At 70.2% G+C, this 12,408-nt stretch carries 15 protein-coding genes, 1 tRNA gene and 1 riboswitch; of the genes, 11 read left to right on the top strand and 5 right to left on the bottom strand.

Annotation, left to right across the window (positions count from 1 at the left end):
- The first annotated feature begins 46 nt into the window (after positions 1–46).
- From AB0877_RS17640 to AB0877_RS17660, 5 genes are all read left to right on the top strand, one after another.
- Complete coding sequence (locus AB0877_RS17640; RefSeq protein ID WP_366609901.1) at positions 47–541, top strand: GNAT family N-acetyltransferase; 495 nt, start codon at positions 47–49, stop codon at positions 539–541.
- Between the two features lie 55 nt (positions 542–596).
- Positions 597–785, top strand: a complete 189-nt coding sequence (locus tag AB0877_RS17645; protein WP_366610264.1) for a hypothetical protein — start codon at positions 597–599, stop codon at positions 783–785.
- A 34-nt stretch (positions 786–819) separates the two neighbouring features.
- Entirely contained in the window at positions 820–1,239 is a 420-nt protein-coding gene (locus tag AB0877_RS17650) for a hypothetical protein (protein WP_366609903.1), read from the top strand.
- Positions 1,240–1,316: 77 nt separating this feature from the next.
- The gene (locus AB0877_RS17655; protein ID WP_366609904.1) at positions 1,317–2,021 is read left to right on the top strand and encodes a dihydrofolate reductase family protein; all 705 of its coding nucleotides are present in this window, start codon (positions 1,317–1,319) and stop codon (positions 2,019–2,021) included.
- Positions 2,022–2,053: 32 nt separating this feature from the next.
- Entirely contained in the window at positions 2,054–2,698 is a 645-nt protein-coding gene (locus tag AB0877_RS17660) for a dihydrofolate reductase family protein (protein ID WP_366609905.1), read from the top strand.
- Positions 2,699–2,788: 90 nt separating this feature from the next.
- On the opposite strand, the gene AB0877_RS17665 is transcribed toward AB0877_RS17660, so the two are convergent.
- Positions 2,789–3,064 (bottom strand): VOC family protein, encoded by a 276-nt coding sequence (locus tag AB0877_RS17665; protein WP_366609907.1) that lies wholly within the window; start codon positions 3,062–3,064, stop codon positions 2,789–2,791.
- Positions 3,065–3,248: 184 nt separating this feature from the next.
- On the opposite strand from AB0877_RS17665, the gene AB0877_RS17670 reads away from it, so the two are divergent.
- Together AB0877_RS17670 and AB0877_RS17675 are read left to right on the top strand one after the other, a co-directional pair.
- Positions 3,249–4,004 carry a hypothetical protein gene (locus AB0877_RS17670; protein ID WP_366609908.1) on the top strand — a complete coding sequence of 252 codons (756 nt, stop codon included), beginning with the start codon at positions 3,249–3,251 and terminating at the stop codon, positions 4,002–4,004.
- Positions 4,001–4,351, top strand: a complete 351-nt coding sequence (locus AB0877_RS17675; protein WP_366609909.1) for a transcriptional regulator — start codon at positions 4,001–4,003, stop codon at positions 4,349–4,351. The genes AB0877_RS17670 and AB0877_RS17675 overlap by 4 nt, the downstream gene beginning before the upstream one ends.
- A gap of 36 nt (positions 4,352–4,387) precedes the next feature.
- On the opposite strand, the gene AB0877_RS17680 is transcribed toward AB0877_RS17675, so the two are convergent.
- Complete coding sequence (locus tag AB0877_RS17680) at positions 4,388–4,957, bottom strand: TetR/AcrR family transcriptional regulator (protein ID WP_366609911.1); 570 nt, start codon at positions 4,955–4,957, stop codon at positions 4,388–4,390.
- Between the two features lie 85 nt (positions 4,958–5,042).
- On the opposite strand from AB0877_RS17680, the gene AB0877_RS17685 reads away from it, so the two are divergent.
- Both AB0877_RS17685 and AB0877_RS17690 read left to right on the top strand, forming a co-directional pair.
- A complete protein-coding gene (locus AB0877_RS17685; RefSeq protein ID WP_366609913.1) occupies positions 5,043–6,011 on the top strand; it encodes a 2-dehydropantoate 2-reductase N-terminal domain-containing protein in 969 nt (322 codons plus the stop codon).
- A gap of 185 nt (positions 6,012–6,196) precedes the next feature.
- Complete coding sequence (locus AB0877_RS17690) at positions 6,197–7,135, top strand: LD-carboxypeptidase (protein WP_366610265.1); 939 nt, start codon at positions 6,197–6,199, stop codon at positions 7,133–7,135.
- Positions 7,136–7,264: 129 nt separating this feature from the next.
- Here AB0877_RS17690 and AB0877_RS17695 read toward each other — a convergent pair.
- Together AB0877_RS17695 and AB0877_RS17700 are read right to left on the bottom strand one after the other, a co-directional pair.
- Positions 7,265–7,338: transfer RNA gene (locus AB0877_RS17695), tRNA-Gly, on the bottom strand.
- A 336-nt stretch (positions 7,339–7,674) separates the two neighbouring features.
- Positions 7,675–8,232, bottom strand: a complete 558-nt coding sequence (locus tag AB0877_RS17700; RefSeq protein WP_366609914.1) for a pyridoxamine 5'-phosphate oxidase family protein — start codon at positions 8,230–8,232, stop codon at positions 7,675–7,677.
- Positions 8,233–8,328: 96 nt separating this feature from the next.
- On the opposite strand from AB0877_RS17700, the gene dcd reads away from it, so the two are divergent.
- The gene (gene dcd, locus AB0877_RS17705; RefSeq protein ID WP_089018323.1) at positions 8,329–8,907 is read left to right on the top strand and encodes a dCTP deaminase; all 579 of its coding nucleotides are present in this window, start codon (positions 8,329–8,331) and stop codon (positions 8,905–8,907) included.
- A 60-nt stretch (positions 8,908–8,967) separates the two neighbouring features.
- On the opposite strand, the gene AB0877_RS17710 is transcribed toward dcd, so the two are convergent.
- Positions 8,968–10,008, bottom strand: coding sequence for an NlpC/P60 family protein (locus tag AB0877_RS17710; protein ID WP_366609916.1), 1,041 nt, complete (start codon positions 10,006–10,008; stop codon positions 8,968–8,970).
- A 13-nt stretch (positions 10,009–10,021) separates the two neighbouring features.
- Positions 10,022–10,157: riboswitch (cyclic di-AMP (ydaO/yuaA leader) on the bottom strand.
- A 235-nt stretch (positions 10,158–10,392) separates the two neighbouring features.
- On the opposite strand from AB0877_RS17710, the gene AB0877_RS17715 reads away from it, so the two are divergent.
- A complete protein-coding gene (locus AB0877_RS17715) occupies positions 10,393–12,375 on the top strand; it encodes a peptidoglycan recognition family protein (protein WP_366609917.1) in 1,983 nt (660 codons plus the stop codon).
- The last annotated feature ends 33 nt before the right edge of the window (positions 12,376–12,408 follow it).

Here is a 12,408-nt window from a genome sequence, read left to right on the forward strand (position 1 = left end):
TCGCCACCCTAGTCGGGCCGGCCACGCGCGCCCTAGCATCACGCTCATGGGGGAGATCGGGGCAGCCGTACGAACGGCGAGCCTTGCTGACGTGCCGGCACTGGTCGAGTTACGTATGGCGAACGCCGAAGCGCACCTGGCGCTCGACCCCGACACCTACCGCCTGCCGCGGCGCGAGGCGGTCATCGAGCACTTCGCCGCCATCCTCAGCGACGCGACCGCCCGGAACACGGTTCTTGTCGCGGAGCGGGGAGGGCAGGTGGTCGGGATGGTCGAGGTGCTGCGCCTGCCCGAACCGCCCGCACACCAGATCCTTCGCCCGGAGCCTTCAGCGCAGGTCCACACTGTGGTGCTCGACGAGGCCCGGGGCCGTGGGGTCGGCTCCGCGCTGCTCGACGCGGCGGGCCGGTGGGCGGTCGAGCACGGGCTCTCCTTCCTGTCGGCGGGTATCCACCACCGCAACGCGAGCGCGGTGCGCTTCTACCGCCGCCACGGCTACGAACCGTCCGGCACGTCGTGGGCCAGGCGGGCAGTCGGTTAGGCCGGCGTCCGGGGCACCATCGTCGCCCGACTTTGGCTACCGTTCCGTCGTGGACATGCGGGCACGACGGACCGACACGGTACGGGCGTTCGGCACCCTGTCACTGGTGGCGGGTTTTTTGATCTCGCTGCTCAGCATGCCGTCCGGGGGTGCCGGGCTCAAACCGCAGATCCTGGCTGCGTTCCTCATCCTTACCGGTATCGGTCTGCGGATCGAAGCGGCGATCGCCGACCGGCAGTTCTAGGTCCACCGTCGCGGCCGGCCCGTACCCTCCGGGGATGCCCGCCGAAGCAACCGCCTCCCGCGTAACCCCGGATCGCCGGCTCCGCATGATCCGTACGGTGGCGTTGGTGGTCGGGGTGGTCGTTCCATCCCTCATCCTTCGCGAGTTGGTCGAGGCCCGGTTCGGCCGCGGGCCGCTGGCCGACCTCAGCGCGGTCGCGGTGCCGGTGGCGGCGACCGCGTGGCTCGCGCCGTACGCCTCCTATCGGCGGCGCGACGCCCTGCTCTGGCTGGTCGGCCCGGGCATCTACGTCTTCGCTGTGATCGCCTGGCGGGTGGCCCTCGCGCCCTACCGGGACTGGAGCCCTCGCCCGGAGGAAAGGGCCCGGATGCGCTGGTCACGCGACTCGGAACACGCCGGGATGTGGCACCTGACCGAGCCCGCGAGTGGCTCAGGTCACACTTCTTCGCGGTAGGGACACCGCGTTCGGCTCCGACCCGTCGGGGAGCGGTACCCAGGCGGGGTGTCGCCCGAGGAGAGGACCGGAACGCGATGACGAAGGTGACCGCGCAGGTGTCGGTGTCGGTGGACGGCTTCTACGCCGGGCCGCAGTTCGACGGGAACGGCAACTGGATGGACTCGGCGGAGAGCGCCAAATTTTTCCGGGTCACCCGGTGGGCGACCGAGGCGGCGGCCTGGCGCGAGCGGCAGGGCTTCGCCGGCGGGGAGCAGGACACCAACTCCGAGGTGATCGCCGAGTCGTTCGGCGCGGCCGGCGCGTACGTGATGGGACGCCGGATGGCCGACGGGGGTGAGATCCCGTGGGGTGAGGAGCCGCCGTTCCGGGCCCCGGTGTTCGTCGTGACCCACCGTCCTCGCCAGCGGCTGCTGCGGGAAGGCGGCACCACCTTCACCTACGTCACCGATGGGGTGGCCAGCGCCGTCGAGCAGGCGCGCGCCGTGGCCGGTGGCAAGGATGTCGCGGTTGCCGGGGGCGGCAGCCTGGTGCGGCAGGTGCTCAAGGCCGGCCTGCTCGACGAGTTGGAGCTGCACGTCGTACCCGTCGTGCTCGGCACCGGTCTGCGCCTCTTCGATGCGGACCTCGACCTGGGCGACCGGGAGGGGGTCGAGCTGACGCCGACCCGCGTCCTGGCCACCCCACAGGTGACCCACATCCGGTACGCGGTGCGGGGTCGCGCCCGGCTCGTGCTCGACGACCGGGGCAGCGGAGGCGGCCCGACGGTGATCGCGAACTGAACCACGGCCCCTCGAAGGAAAAAGGAGAGATCATGCCGCAACTGTTGCGGGTGCAGTGCTTCAACGTCTCGCGCGACGGGTTCGGGACCGGAGAGGGGCAGAGCCTCGAACGGCCCTTCGGTCACGCGGACCCCACCCCACTGTTCTCCTGGCGTTCCGCCACCGCCAGCTTCGTGTATCGCACCGAGCCGGGTGGCAGCCGTGGGCTGGACGACTACCTGACCCGCGACGCCGAGTGCAACATCGGCGCGGAGATCATGGGTCGCAACAAGTTCGGCCCCCAGCGTGGCCCCTGGGAGAACCATGACTGGCAGGGCTGGTGGGGGGACAACCCGCCGTTCCACACGCCGGTCTTCGTGCTCACCCACCACGTGCGTCCGTCGTTCAGCCTGTCCGACACCACGTTCCACTTCCGCGATGTCAGCCCGGCCGAGGCACTGGCCGAGGCGAAGCAGGCGGCCGACGGCCGGGACGTACGCCTCGGTGGTGGGGTCGCCACCATCCGCGAGTTCCTCGAGGCCGATCTGGTCGACACGATGCACATCGCCGTCGCGCCCGTCGACCTCGACCGGGGCGAGCGGTTGTGGGAGAGCCCGGACGAACTGCTCGACCGCTTTCACCTCGAGTCGGTGCCCAGCCCCAGCGGAGTAACCCATCTCCTGTTCTGGAGGCGATGACCGCGCCCGTCCCGGCAGCGTCGTCTACAGCCGCGCCAGCACCAGCAGGCGGTTGCCGTCGGGGTCGGTGACCCGCGCGGACCGCTCACCTCAGGGCTGGTCGACCGGCTCCTCGGTGACCGTCGCCCCACCCGTGCGCAGCGCGCCCACTGCCGCGTCGCAGTCATCGGCGTAGACGCACAGCTCCCAGCGGTGTGAGTCGGCCGGCCCGCCAGCCTCCGGGTTGGCGGCCAGGCCGAGCTCACTGCTGCCCAGTCGGAGGGCGACGAACTCCGGAGCGCCCTCGTCGGGGAACCGGTAGGTCAGCTCGAAGCCGACCACGTCCCGGTAGAACGCGATCAGTCGTGGCAGGTCAGGTGTCGTCACGATCGGAAACGCTTCGGTGAACACGGACCACCTCCCAGCCGGACCCTAGCCGGTGCCGGGTCCAGCAGGAACTACCACTGTCGATCCCGGTAGAAGTCATCAGCTCACTGAAGCTCTTGCGCAGAATGATTTGCAATGCAAACCTATTGGCAGTGCAGCATCCGCAGAGCACCAGGGGGCCACCGTGTCGGACCGATCGAGCACCGCGCCGAACAGCGGCGACACACCGAGAGAGCTGCTGGCGTCGGTGGCCGCCCTCCAGCGACGCACCCGGGCCACCCGCAACGCCTACTGGCTGCCGCTGCTGCTGTTCGGTCTCCTGACGGCGGTCGCCGCACCCCTCTACGTCGAGTCTGCCGAACCGCCCGCCCTGCGTGTCGGGGAGGACAACCCCGCACTGAGCGGCCTCGGTGGGGACTTCCTCGAACGCTCGGCAGCCCTCGGCTGGTACTGGCTGGCGGCGCTCATCGGCGGCTACCTGCTCAGCCTCTGGTGGTATCGGTGGCATGGTGTGCGGGTGGGCGTCCAGACACCGGCTCGGCCGTACGTCATCGCCGGCATCGTGGGCACCATGGTCGGGCTCGTGCTGCCGATCGTGCTGCGGTACCTGCTGCTCAACATGACGACGGTGATCTCGAACGGGACCAGCTGGCTGACCATACCGCTGCTCGGCATCTCCAACCGAGGCATGATCCCGCACCTGGTCATCGCGGTGGGACTACTGATCCTGGCGCGACTGGAACGCAGCCGTGGCCTGACGGTCGTGGCGACGGCCTACACGGCGGCGGTCGCCCTCGTGAACATCTACTTCCAGACCGCCAACTTCCAACCGGGGGATCTGAACCGCTACAGCTTCCTGCTGGCCGCCCTGCTGCCGGCACCGATCCTGCTCGTCGGCGGCGGCATCGCCCTCCTCAACACGATCAGGAAGTCGGCGTGACCAGCAGCAACGCAGAGGCCGCCGGCACCGGCGGGCATCCGACGAACGGGCTCAGCGACACCGTCCACCAACGCAACCGGCTCGGCATCCTCACCATCGCGGCGGAGGCCGAGCGGGTGGAGGTCGCCTACCTGCGCGACGCCCTCGAACTCACCGCCGGCAACCTCTCCCGCCACCTCGCCGTGCTGGAGGAGGCCGACCTGATCCAGATCGAACGGGGCTACCACGGACGCCGGCCCAAGACCTGGATCAGGATCACCGAGCAGGGGCAGGCCGCGCTGGCGGCCGAGATCAGCGCGCTGCGGGAACTCCTGCGACGCCATCAGGAGTTCCGGGCCTCCAACTGAGCGCAGTGGTGGGACTGCCCCAGGGGCCAGGTCTGCTCACGGCGTCGCGCGGCGGAGGCCGGCGAGAACGAGGGTGATGACGCCGTCCGCGTCGGTTCGGTAGGTCGGGTGGTCGTAGGCCGCGCAGATGCCGTGGAGGGTCATCATGACGGCGCCGGCTCCCACGTCGTCGCGGATGGCGCCGGTCCTGACGGCGGCGGCCAAGAGGTCGTTGATCACCTGGCCCAGGGCTTGGGCACCCTCTGCCAGCGCGCCCGATTGGGTGGCCATGAGCGTGGCGAGTGTGCGGGCGAGGCCCTCGTGGCGGTGCAGGTGATCCACGAAGCCGCGCAGGAATGATTCCAGCGCCTCGTCGGCGGGGAGGGTGGCCTGCAGCTCGCGGGCGCGGTCGCACATCGCGGTGAGTTCTTCGCGGTAGACCGCCTCGGCCAGGGCTTCCCGGGTGGGGAAGTGACGGTAGAGCGTGCCGGTGCCCACGCCAGCGAGTTTGGCGAAGTCGTCGAAGCGCAGGTTGAAGCAGCCGCTGGCGAAGAGTTCGCGGGCCTTGGCGATCAGGGCGTCCCGGTTTCGGCGCGCGTCGGCGCGCAGTGGCTTGGCATCGGTCACGTGGGGCTCCAGGTTGACAAGTGGAGACTGTCTCCATATTTTGAGAACCGGAGACGGTCTCCGATTATAGGGTACGAGGTGCCGCGTGAAGATCTTGATGTTCGGCCGGGGCGTCATCGGCGCGATCTACGGGTGGGCCCTGGAACAGGCCGGGCACCACGTCGAGTTCTACGTCCGGCCGGGGCGGGCGGCAGCGTACGGCGATGCGATTGATCTCGACCTGCTCGACGCACGGCGACGGCCGTGGGGCAAGCGCGTCGCCGAGAGGTGGCCCGTGCGCTACCGCGAGTCGCTGGAGCCGGACCATGACTTCGATCTGATCGTGCTGAGCGTGCAGCACTACGGCTTCGCGGAGGCCGCGGCCTTCCTGGGGCCGCGCGTGGGCAGAGCCACTGTGCTCGTCTTCAACAACCTCTGGGTCGAGCCGATGACCGCGATCGAACACCTTCCCGCGGATCAGGTGGCCTGGGGCTTTCCCGGTGCCGGCGGCGGCTTCGGCGACGACGGCGTGCTGCGTGGGGCCCTGCTGCCCGTGGTCTTCTTCGGCACTCTCGACCGGCCGCCGACCGAGCGCGAGCGGGCCGTACGCCAGGTGTTTCGCGAGGCGGGGTTCAGGCTCCGGGAGACCTCCGACTTCCGTGGCTGGCTGTCGATCCACTTCGTTCAGAACGCGGGCCTGCACACACAGAGCCTGAAGCAAGGCTCGTTGTCCAAGCTGACGCGCGGCAACGTACGCGAAGCGATCCTCGCCACCCGCGAACTCCTGCGGCTCGTCGAGGCTCGCGGCGTTGATCTGCGGCGGCACCGCGGCGAGCTACGTCCTTTCACCGCGCCCGTCTGGCTGGCAGCACCGGTGATGGCCTGGCTGTTCAGGCACTTCCCGCCGATGCGCCTGGTCATGGAAGCCCACGCCAACCCCGAGGAACTGCGCGCGGTCTGCCGCGACACCCTGGCGGAGGCGCGCAGGCTGGGCGTCGGGGTGCCCCGACTGGAGGCGGCCGAGCCCTACTTCGCTGCCGAGGGAACAGCCCAGGCGCCCACGCGCTCGTGCTGAAACGCCTCAGGCGTGCGCCTACAGAGCCGCCGAAATGAGATGCGTACGGACCGACACAGCTGTTGGATCTCGACATGAAGCATGAGCTTGTTCGTCCCCGAAAGGCGCGCCCGGGAGACCACCTCGCGGTCCTCTCACCGTCCTTCGCCGCCGCCGGCGCCTACCCGGTGATCCACGAGCAGGCCATGCGACGGCTTGCCGACCTGACCGGCCTCGTACCTGTCGAATACCCCACCACCCGCCAGGTGGGTGCGACCGCGGCAGCGCGCGCGGCGGACATCAACGCCGCCTTCGCGGATCCCCGGGTACGCGGCATACTCGCCGTCATCGGCGGCGAGGACCAGATCACCGTCATCCCCCACCTGGACGCCGACCTGGCCCGTGCCGACCCGAAGCCGTTCCTCGGCACCAGCGACAACACCAATCTGCACCACTGGCTCTGGGGCCTCGGCATCGCCAGCTTCTACGGCGGATCATCCCAGGTGCACCTCGGCCCCGGGCCTGCCGTCGACGACGTCCACGTCAGGTCGCTGCGAGCGGCGTTGCTCACCGGGGAACGGCTGGAGATCACCGACCCGGGCGAGTCCGAGGACATCGGCGTCGACTGGGCAGATCCGCAGGCGTTGAAGTCATTCGGAGAGCGCGAACCGACGGAGCCGTGGAGCTGGCACGGGCCGGCCCGAGCGGTCACCGGCCGCACCTGGGGTGGCTGCCTGGAAGTCATCCAGTGGATCCTGACGGCGGGGCGCTTCCCGTTTTCCCCGGAGGTCCTGCACGGCGGGGTGCTGATCATCGAGACGTCGGAGGAGCTTCTCCCCGCCCGCGAGGTCGGCTGGATCGTCCGCTCACTGGGTGAGCGCGGTCTCCTCAGCGCCGTCGACGCGGTCCTGGTCGCCCGCCCGCCGGTCTCCGACCACACCCGTCGACCTGCGGCAGCGGATCGGGCGCGACTTCGCGAGCAGCAGCGCGACACGGTCGTCGATGTGGTGACCCGCTACAACCCCGAGGCGGTCGTCTGCGTCGGCGTGCCGTTCGGCCACACCAAACCACAATGGATCCTTCCGCATGGCGGCCTGGTGACCGTCGACGGCGGAAAGCGTCGGATCTTCGCCGACTACCGGTAGCGGCCGTTCGGAAGCGCAGCGGTGCCGGTCTGGAAGCGTCAGGGCCGTGGCGGGCACCGCACGCGCAAGAAGCGATCGGAACGAATGAAGGCCCAGGTCGGGAACATGTCCTGACCTGGGCCTTCATGGTGGAGCGGGTGACGGGAATCGAACCCGCACTGTCAGCTTGGGAAGCTGATGTTCTGCCATTGAACTACACCCGCAAGCGGCACCACTGTACCCGAGTCGTTGAGCCTCTGCACCCAGGCACCCCCGGTGACCGCAGGTGTCCGCATGCCGTGCCACCCGGGGGTCGGCCGGGGTGATCCACTCGGATTCCTGGAAGTCGGGGCATCCGGAGCGCCGGGATACCGCAGTTTCGCCGAAGTCGAGTGGATCATGCGGGAGTGGCGGCGCGCGCCAAGTGTGGCGTGGCGGGCGGGCGGTGGCGGGCGGGCGGGCGGGCGGGCGGGCGGTGGCGGGCGGGCGGTGGCGGGCGTACGCATCGGTGCCGGCTCCGTCGTGGCGGAGCCGGCACCGATGATCTTCCGGTCGGGTGGTCAGGCTGCCGTGCACTGCACGTCACGGCTGAGGAGGGTCGGGCGCGTCTGCGGGACGGCGAGGGGCGCTGCCACCGCCGACTGGGCGTTTGGGTCGAGCCAGACCCGAACGGCCGGCCGACTCGGCCCGAGGCCCGGGATGCCCGTGATGTGCTGCTCGCGGCGGGTGAGCATGGCCACGTCGACGGTGAACTCGAAGAGCCGCCAGTCGACCTGCGGCTCGGCCCGCGCGCTCTGCGCCAGCTGCGTCACCAGGATCGGATCGGTCACCGGGCGGGCGTGACCCGCCACGTACGCCTCGTCGTCGCTCTCCTCCGCCGGGAACGAGTGCAGCGCGTAACGGCCGTCGCGTTCGAGGTCACGGCGCTTGGGCGAGTCGATGATGAAGCAGAACAACCCCTCGGCGGTGATGACCGGGGAGACCGGATGGACGCGGGGCCCGCCGTCGGCACGGACCGTGGCCAGATAGCCGAAGCCCGGCCCGTACTGCTGGAGGAGAACGCGGATCCCGTCGGCGAGTCGGGGCTCGTCGGCGGCGAATTCGGACCAGGAAGCCATGTGGGCATTCTATCGAACAAATGTACGAGCAGCGACCTCGACGCGCTGGTCACCGGCACCGAATCTGGCCGCCCCCGGGAAGGCTATGGTTGTCCGATGCTGCTCTCCGACCGCGACCTGGTCTCCGAGATCAAGGCCGGCACGCTGGGCCTGGAGCCGTTCGAGCCCACCCTGGTCCAACCCTCCAGCATCGACGTCCGACTCGACCGGCTGTTCCGGGTCTTCAACAACCACCTCTACACCCACATCGATCCGGCCATGCAGCAGGACGACCTGACCTCGGTGGTCGAGGTCCCCGACGGCGAGCCGTTCGTGCTGCACCCGGGGGAGTTCGTGCTCGCCTCGACGCTGGAGGTCATCTCGCTGGGTGACCAACTCGCCGGCCGACTGGAGGGCAAGAGTTCACTGGGCCGGCTCGGGCTGCTCACGCACTCCACCGCCGGCTTCATCGACCCGGGCTTCTCCGGTCACGTGACGCTGGAACTCTCAAACGTGGCGAACCTGCCGATCACCCTGTGGCCGGGCATGAAGATCGGGCAGCTCTGCATCTTCCGGCTCTCCTCGCCGGCCGAGCACCCGTACGGCTCGGTGGTCTACGGCTCGCGCTACCAGGGCCAGCGGGGGCCGACGCCCAGCCGTGCCTGGCAGCACTGGCGCACCTGGCCCACCCGCTAGAACCTGAACGACGAGGGCCCGCCGCGAGGAGATCGCGACGGGCCCTTCGGTCACCCTGGGTCAGCCTGGACGGCCGTAGCTGTGGATCGGGCCGTCGTCGACCTTCTTCATCTTGACCGGTTGGCCGGCCTGCGAGGCGTGCACCACCCAGCCGCCGCCGACGTACATGCCGACGTGGTGGATGTCGCTGTAGTAGAAGACCAGATCGCCGGGGCGCAGGTCACCCTTGCTGACGTTCTTCGTGACCCGGCTCTGCGCGGCGGCGTTGTGCGGCAGCGACACGCCGGCCTTGGCCCAGGCGGCGAGCATCAGCCCGGAGCAGTCGTACGAGTTCGGACCCTCGGCACCCCAGACGTAGGGCTTGCCGATCTGGGCGCAGGCGAACTTGACCGCAGTGCCCGCGCCGCCGCCGGGGTAGCTGCCCGGGCAGGGCGCCGGGCGCAGCGGCCCGCCCCCGCCGTTGCCGTACACCTTGAGGCGCAGCTTCTGCAGGCGGTCGATCTCGTCGTTGATCTGCTTCTTCTTCGCCGCCAGCTGGGCTTCCGTGCGGGTCAGCTGAGCCACCATCTCGTCCAGTGGCGCCTTCTGCGCGGCCAGTTGGTCGCGCAGGTCGGCCACCTGGCGGACGTCCTTCTGCTGGTTGTGCGCGAAGCGGTCGAGCATTTCGAGCTGGCCGACCACCTCGCTGGGCGACCGGCTGCCCAGCACCGCGTTGACAGTCAGGACGTTCTCGCCCTTGTAGGCGCGTACGGCAAGGGCGCTGACCTTGTCCATCGCGGCGTCGACCTGGCGCTCGAGCGGAGTGATCCGGGCGGCCAGCGCGTCTGCCTGCTTGCGCTTCGCGGCGAGGTCGATGCGGGTGGCGTTGTGCCGTTCGATGATCGGTTCGAGCTTGTTCCAGTCGGCGTCGATCTGGCGCTCGATCTCTGCGACCGAGGGGTCGGCGTGGGCCGCCGTGGCACTGCCGGTCAGAACGACGGCGAGGCCGGCCAGCGCGGCGAGTGCGGTGGTGAAGCGGGACCAGCGTGGGCGCGGCACGATCGACGCCGGGCCGGCTGATGCCGGCCGCTCGGACGACGGCCGCGGGGCATGGAGTGCCACCGGGGTTCCGTACTCCTTCTTCCTGACCGCCTACCGGGTTAGCTGACGGGTTCGGGCGGGAAGTCGGCGCCCTACCGCAGTGGCTGCGGATTCACCCCGAGGGACGTGGGTCCCCGGTTCGCTCGGAAACGACTCGGCGGTGTCGGTCCGTTACCGCCCGGGGTGGGCGGAGCTGCTGTCGAGCCGACAAATGACCAGAGTAGAGACGCCCGTTACCGATCCGCAACCCGTGCGGCCGTGACACTCCGTACGGAATGGACGAGGCCACCGACCGTGTGTGAAGAATTCTTTCCGTACGCTTCGATAGATGGAAAGGTATTGACGTGAGCTCCCGGACGGCGCGATGGTGACCTGACCTCACTCCGCGAGAATCTAGGGGGTTCGATGCACCATCCAACCCTGTCGACCGGCTGGCGCACGCTGCTCGCCGCCATCGTGGTCGCCGCCGTGACCACGGTGCCACTCTCCGTCGGCCCGGCCGCCGCCACGCCCAGCACCGACCGCCAACAGCAGTACGCCGCCGCGGCCACCGAGTACGGCGTACCGACCGTCGTGCTGCTCGGCGTCTCCTACCTAGAGTCCCGGTGGGACACCAACGCCGGCACACCGAGCACCAGCGGCGGCTACGGTCCGATGCACCTGACCGACGTGCGGCACGTGGCCGCCCTACCCGGACGCGGTCACCACGACGCCGGTGCCGAGGACCCACGCGGCGACGGCTCCCGCCCCGCCCGGATGCCCGCACCGCGGCCGGTCGAGACGCCCGCCCCGTCCACCGCCGCGTTGCAGACCGTCGACGCCGCCGCCGCGCTGACCGGTGCCGCCCCCGAGGCACTGCGCACCGACGCGGGCCTCAACATCCGGGGTGGGGCCGCGCTGCTGAGCGCGTACCAGCGGGATCTGGGCGCGCCGGTCGGAGCGGACACCGACCCGGCGGCCTGGTACGGCGCGGTGGCCCGCTACTCGGGCGCGGACAGCGCCGACGCCGCGGCGGCCTTCGCCGACGAGGTCTTCACCACCATCGGCGCGGGCGAAGCCCGGGTGACCGACGATGGCCACCGGATCACCCTGCCGGCCCGCGCGGTGCGGCCCGAACGTTCCTGGCTGGACCGGCTGGGCCTGCGCCGGCTGGCCCGCCCGGACGGGGTGGAGTGCCCCCGCACCATCTCCTGCGAGTGGATTCCGGCGCCCTACGAGGCGTTCGGCGACGGGGACTACGGCAACCACGACCTCTCCGACCGGCCGGCGCGGCAGAAGATCGAGTACATCGTCATCCACGACACCGAGGCGAGTTGGGCCACCACCCTGCAACTCGTCCAGGACCCGACGTACGTGAGCTGGCACTACTCGCTGCGCTCGGTCGACGGGCACATCGCCCAGCACGTCCGGACGAAGGACGTCGGCTGGCACGCCGGCAACTGGTACGTCAACGCGAAGGCGATCGGGTTGGAACACGAGGGCTTCGCGGCGCAGGGCACCTGGTACACCGAGGCGATGTACCGGACCTCGGCGAAGCTGGTCCGGCACCTGGCGCTGCGGCTGGGCATCCCACTGGACCGCCAGCACATCATCGGCCACGACAACGTGCCCGGCACCATCCCCTCGACAGTGCGGGGGATGCACTGGGATCCGGGCCCCTACTGGGACTGGACGCACTACTTCGACCTGCTGCACGCCCCTCGACTGGACACCGGCACCCCGGCCACCGGGCTGGTCCGGATCGATCCGGACTACACCACCAACCAGCCGGCGTTCACCGACTGCGTCACGGTGGGCGTGCCGTGCGCTCCGCGCGGCTCCTCGGCGGTGGTGCTGCGCAGCGCGCCGTCCGCCGACGCGCCGCTGGTCAACGACATCGCGCTCCGCCCGGACGGCAGCCCGAACACGATGGCCGTGTCGGATCACGGGGCCCGGGCGTCCGCCGGGCAGACGTACGCGCTGGCGGGCCGGCAGGGCGACTGGACCGCGATCTGGTACCTCGGGCAGCGGGCCTGGTTCCACAACCCGGCGTCCGCGCCGACCGCCAGTTGGACCGTCGGAGTCGTGGCGACGCCGAAGTCCGGAAGGGCCACCGTTCCGGTGTACGGACGGGCGTACCCGGAGCAGTCCGCCTACCCGGACGGGGTGCCCTACCAGGCGGTCACGCCGCTGCAGTACACGCTGGCCGCCGGGCAGCGGTACGCCGTCGGCGCGGTACTGGCCGGCGAGTACTACCGGGCCAGCACGGTCGACGGCTCCTCACCCGGCGACTGGACGGTCATCCGCGGCAAGAACCGGTACGCGCAGATCCAGTTCGGCCACCGGATCATGTACGTCGACCTCGCCGACGTACAGCTGTTGCCATCCCCGGTGGGGGCACCTCGCTGAGAACCACGACGGCCCCCGGTCGGTGACCGGGGG

Source organism: Micromonospora sp. NPDC047644 (genome assembly GCF_040704315.1).
In the GTDB taxonomy this organism is placed as follows: Bacteria; Actinomycetota; Actinomycetes; order Mycobacteriales; family Micromonosporaceae; genus Micromonospora.

Coding starts and splice junctions, on each gene's coding strand:
- AB0877_RS17640 (WP_366609901.1), top strand. CDS start 47: ATGGGGGAGATCGGGGCAGCCGTACGAACGGCGAGCCTTGCTGACGTG.
- AB0877_RS17645 (WP_366610264.1), top strand. CDS start 597: ATGCGGGCACGACGGACCGACACGGTACGGGCGTTCGGCACCCTGTCA.
- AB0877_RS17650 (WP_366609903.1), top strand. CDS start 820: ATGCCCGCCGAAGCAACCGCCTCCCGCGTAACCCCGGATCGCCGGCTC.
- AB0877_RS17655 (WP_366609904.1), top strand. CDS start 1,317: ATGACGAAGGTGACCGCGCAGGTGTCGGTGTCGGTGGACGGCTTCTAC.
- AB0877_RS17660 (WP_366609905.1), top strand. CDS start 2,054: ATGCCGCAACTGTTGCGGGTGCAGTGCTTCAACGTCTCGCGCGACGGG.
- AB0877_RS17690 (WP_366610265.1), top strand. CDS start 6,197: ATGCGACGGCTTGCCGACCTGACCGGCCTCGTACCTGTCGAATACCCC.
- AB0877_RS17700 (WP_366609914.1), bottom strand. CDS start 8,232: ATGGCTTCCTGGTCCGAATTCGCCGCCGACGAGCCCCGACTCGCCGAC.
- dcd (WP_089018323.1), top strand. CDS start 8,329: ATGCTGCTCTCCGACCGCGACCTGGTCTCCGAGATCAAGGCCGGCACG.
- AB0877_RS17715 (WP_366609917.1), top strand. CDS start 10,393: ATGCACCATCCAACCCTGTCGACCGGCTGGCGCACGCTGCTCGCCGCC.